This is a genomic window from Robinsoniella sp. RHS, from assembly GCF_001029355.1.
Classification (GTDB): Bacteria; Bacillota; Clostridia; order Lachnospirales; family Lachnospiraceae; genus Robinsoniella; species Robinsoniella peoriensis.
Genome location: NZ_JNGB01000195.1, coordinates 1 through 4,902, shown reverse-complemented (window position 1 = coordinate 4,902; position 4,902 = coordinate 1). Strand labels below are relative to the sequence as shown.

At 40.6% G+C, this 4,902-nt stretch carries 2 protein-coding genes; both read right to left on the bottom strand.

The genetic code is table 11. From position 1 onward, the window contains the following. Positions 1–1,492: C40 family peptidase (locus tag RHS_RS32225; protein WP_395023621.1), on the bottom strand; the 1,492-nt coding region annotated here is incomplete at its 3' end. A 166-nt stretch (positions 1,493–1,658) separates the two neighbouring features. Then, positions 1,659–4,889, bottom strand: a complete 3,231-nt coding sequence (locus RHS_RS28140) for an Ig-like domain-containing protein (RefSeq protein WP_047835058.1) — start codon at positions 4,887–4,889, stop codon at positions 1,659–1,661. Between the last annotated feature and the right edge of the window lie 13 nt (positions 4,890–4,902).

Below are 4,902 nucleotides of genomic sequence, written 5' to 3'. Positions count from 1 at the left end.
TGCTGTCATTTTCCGGTCCGTCATTGATCATAACGTCATCTTCAATAATGCGGACTGCCCATACAGCGCTGTCGTAGCTGACGCTGTTGGTGATAATACCTCTTGCACTGCTGTGCGCTTCAATATCCTGTCCGTCACCAATATACATGACTACATGATATACATATCCATTCCGTGCATAAAATATCAGATCTCCCGGTGCTGCATCAGCTGCCGGAATCTGCATGCCAAATCTCGCCTGGTCCTCGGCTACCCGCGGTATGGAATATCCAAATTCGCTGTAAATACTCTGGACAAAGCCTGAACAATCTGCTCCGTTTGTAAGGCTCGTGCCGCCCCAAACGTAGGAATTTCCTAAAAATTGCTTTGCAAAATCCACCATAGAATTGCGAAGTGCACTGGAAGCTGTAATTTCTCTTACGGTTGTCAGCGTATAATATAAGGATTTGTTTTCTTCCATAGGAATGAGTTCCCTGGCAAATTCATAATTTTCTTCCTTGTTCATTTTAACAAGTTCAACTGCCTTTTTGCCTTTGATCAGATTCTTACGCTGAACAAATCCACGCACATAACCGGATTCTACGTAAATCCATTTTTCATCCCCGTCAGCCAGCACATAGCAGAGCCCGCCTTCCGGTAAAACACCGATGACATTTGAATTTTCTTTTTTCCGTTCCTGGATACATACCCCATCCGTTTCTGCGATGGCATATACCTTTTTCACTACTGTTTTCTGTGCAGTTGTCTTTGTATAAGTCCAGGCTTTATTTTTTAACGGACTTACAAGGCAATCTGCTTTCAAAAGATTTTTTGCCTTTTTCTTTTTTACATAACTTTTCGCTTTTTTGCCCGTAAGAAGATTTTTTGTCTTAACAAATCCTCTTACATCTCCCGACTCTATATAAACCCAGCCTTTTTCATCTTCCTCTAAGATATAACACAGTCCGTTTTTTCCCAGTTCTCCCACCGGTCTGGATTTGACACTTTTTTCTTCGTAGATCTGCAGATTCTTCCTTTTGGACAGTGCATATACCTTCTCCACTGTTGTAATACCAAAAGGTTTTTCGATCTCTTTTGGTTCTTCAATCTGCTGCTCTTCAATTAATGCAAGATTTGCATTGATTTCTTCCTGTGTCATCTCTGTTGCCGGTTCCATCTGTGGTTCCGTGCTTTCTTCTTCCCTCTTTTTGGTTTCCGATTCCGTCTCTTCTTCGGACTCCGTTTGTGTTTCTGTTTGTGTTTCCGTTTCTGTCAAGACTTCTGTCACTGTTTCAACAGGTGTTTCTGTGAGGACGGCTTCTGATTCTGTGAAATGCTCAGATTGTATAGGATGATCTGCCACAGGCTCCGTAACAGGCTCTGTCTGGGGTTTCACCTCTGTTGTCCGTTCCGTGGTCCTCTCCGTCTGAGGTGCTGCCATCGCTGTGGATGGAATAATTAAAGAAAATGCCAGCGCTAATGCTGCTGCTTTATGTACTAATTTCCATTTCATATATTATCCTGCTTTCCCCCTTGAGCTTCATTCAAAATGATCCATAGGATGTCTTGTCTAAATCATCTTATCATCTCTGACCTATTTCTGTCACATGATCTGGTGCCGCATTCATTTGCTGTCCGGGGAAGCTGTGAAAAGCCTCCCCCAGATAAATGTTTTATACTTATTTTACACGAATAATGATTGTATCTGATTTTCCATTATAAGTCTTTGCTTTAATTGTTGTTTTTCCCTTTTTCAAAGCTTTTACTTTACCGGAAGAACTAACAGTTGCCACATCTTCATTCGTGGATGTAAATGTTACTTTTCCTGCGCTTCCGCTGGAACGTGTCACTTTTAATTTTAATGTTTTACCAGGTTTCAGGTTTTTAATTGAAGCACTGAGTTTTATTGATTTTGGTTTATTTTTTACCGTTATCTTACACTCTGCAGTTTTGCCGTTTGCGGTACGTACCGTGATTGTTGCCGTTCCTGTTTTCTTAGCTGTAATCTTACCTCTGGAATTAACTGATGCAACTTTCTTATTGCTGCTTGACCATGTAATCTTACTTGTTTTCGCATATTTTGGAACCAGCGTGCTCTTTAAGGTATATGTTTCCTGAACACCTAAAGTCTTTGTCTTTCTATTCAGTTTAATTTTATCAACTGACTGGGTAACGGTTACTTTACAGGATGCTTTCCTGCCGTTTGCTGTTGTAACTGTTACCGTAGCTCTTCCTGATTTCTTAGCAGTCATCTTTCCGTTCTTATCAACAGTCAGGACCGATGTGCTGCTGCTCTTCCAGGTAAGCTTCTTATTTGTAGTATTCGAAGGTTCAATACTGGTCTTAAATGTATATTTTTTGCCTTTCTTAATAGAAAGTTCGGATTTATTCAGGGATACTTTTGCCGCGAATACTTCCTGTGGCGCTACTTTATCCTGGGTTGCTGCAGATAACGTTCCATTTAAATTCTCTGCTGATACAACCGCTGTAATCGGATAACCCACATCTAATTTCGTAAGCTTATAGCTTGTACCAATAGCCCCGTCAATCACCTGATTACCACGCATCCAACTGATTGACAGTTTGTCTGCATTCTGAACTCCTGTGATATCCAATGTAAGAGTTTGTCCTTCTTTTACGGTTCCCTTAATTACAATAACACCTCTTAAAGTATCCTTGTCTGTGGAAACCTCAAGTACTTTACCCGGCCTTCCTGCTTCATGTGTATCCGTAGCTGCAATTCTCTGATAGAAACAATAAACCGTATTCGGCTGTAAGCCTGTAAATACTGCTGAATTACCAAATACTAATTCCTGATCGCCGGTCTGCATTGCATACTCATAACCGGATATGGTCTTTAATGTAATACTGTCTGCTGTAACCTTTGCTGCCGCAGGCTTTAACGGGTAAATTTCACTGACCGTTATTGAAGTAACATTGGTATATTCTACCTCATTATATGTCAATTTAACGGTAATATTTGCCTTTCCTGCATTCCTTGCATTAATTATACCATTTTCATCCACTTTTGCAACATTTTCATCGTCAGATTCAACAAAAAATGTTTCATTCGTCAAATCAATGGTTTCTCCAGCCTCATCTTTCATTGAAATCCCCAGGATTCTGGATGTTTCATCCCAAAGCATATTGGTTTTTTCAAATACAACCTGAAGTCCGTTTTCATCTGGTACAAGTCGTAAGTCAGCCCATACAAGTAATCCTAAGGTGCTTGTTGTAAAGGTAACCTCTGTCTTGCTTTCATCTGTAAACGTAAACGGCTGCTCTGTTTTTACGCCATCCTCTGATACATAGTACAATGCAAGCTGATCTGCATCATAGTATTCCGGTATTCTCATTACTGATTTTACTTCTTTTCCATCCAGAGATACCTCTCCCTGGTCAGAGATTAATGAGATATCAAGTATTGTAAATTCTCTGGTGACATCTTTTAATGCTTCTGCTACCAGATCCTGTCTGCTTCCGCTTTCCACTCTTTCTACCTTAAGCTGTGTATCTCCCGGCCATGTTTCGGTCTCAGCTGTTAGAGTAACCCCGTTAGCTTCGTCAGTAAGAATCTGTGGCAATACAACCGGGGGTTCTTCCGGCTGCAGTTCTTCCATTGCTTTAAGTAGAACAGCGATGGCATCTGCAATTTCTTCCTCTGATGCATCTTCTTTCAGGAACATATCCTGTGCTGCCTTAAAAGCAATGTCAAAGGCATCTTTTGTTTCCTTGGAAGCTGTCTGATACTTGTCTGTTCCCATCATATCATTGGCTGCTTTAATTGTCTTTTCCAGCTCAGTCTTATCTGCCGGCTGTTCCTCTGCTGTCAGACCCTCTGCTGCTTTGGACAGAACTTCTATTGCTTTGGTTATTTCCTCAGCAGTTGCTTTTCCATTTTTTAAAACTTTCTCTGCTGCTGCCAATGCGGTATCAAAGTCTTCCCGGGAGTTCATTGTTGCATTTTTATATGTGTCTGTTTCTTTTAAATCTTTTGCATCCTGAATTACTTTCTTTAATTCTGTCTTGTCTGCTGCTTCTTTGTATGCGGTTTTAAATTCATAGGTTCCTGCCGTAATTTCAAATACTGCATTTCCTTCTACTGTATCCACATATTTAATGCCATCTTTTTCTTTCTCAAACTCATCTGCCGGAATGCCATTTACCGTAACTTCCATATCTTTTTCAACTGGAATATAAGCGGTTGCTGTAGTATTGGCAGGAATTGCTGCCGTATAGTTAAATCCATCTTCCGACCAATTCCATTTTGCGTCAATCATTCCATAAGCGGAATCATAAGATCCTTTTACCCAGGTAATCCGTTCCTGATTTGCAGGAATATCCTCGTCTGCTCTTCTGTCCGGCTGTGGTTTTAATATGATGTGCTTGAATCCCGGCTGATCTTCATCTGCTTTGATTCCCAGCATATCACTGTACATCCACTCTACAATAGCGCCATAAGAATAATGATTGAAGGAGTTCATATCAACCGGTCCGAATCCGTTTTCCTTTGTATAGGAATTCCAACGTTCCCAAATTGTTGTTGCTCCCTGATCAATACTGTACATCCAGGATGGATTGTCCCTCTGGAGTAACAGGGTGTATGCCATATCAACAGCACCAACTTCTGTAAGCGTCTGATTCAGCATAGCAGTACCAACAAATCCGGTACCAAGTTTATTTCCGTTAGCTTTAATCTTATTAACCAGAATATCTGTTGCTGCCTGCTTCTGGTCATCATCTTTAAACAGACCTACTTTTAAAGTGATTAAATATCCTGTCTGCGTATCTGCACCAGCTGCTAAAGTACCATCGTTATTAATATATTTTTCCTGGAAATGGTCTTTAATTTCATTAAATCTTGCTCTGTATGCCTCTGCTTTCTGTGTTTCTCCGATAGCATCTGACATTTCAGTCCATTAA

What these genes read in the sequence shown, in the direction of transcription:
- RHS_RS28140 (WP_047835058.1), bottom strand. Translation starts at nt 4,889, where the DNA reads ATGTCAGATGCTATCGGAGAAACACAGAAAGCAGAGGCATACAGAGCA.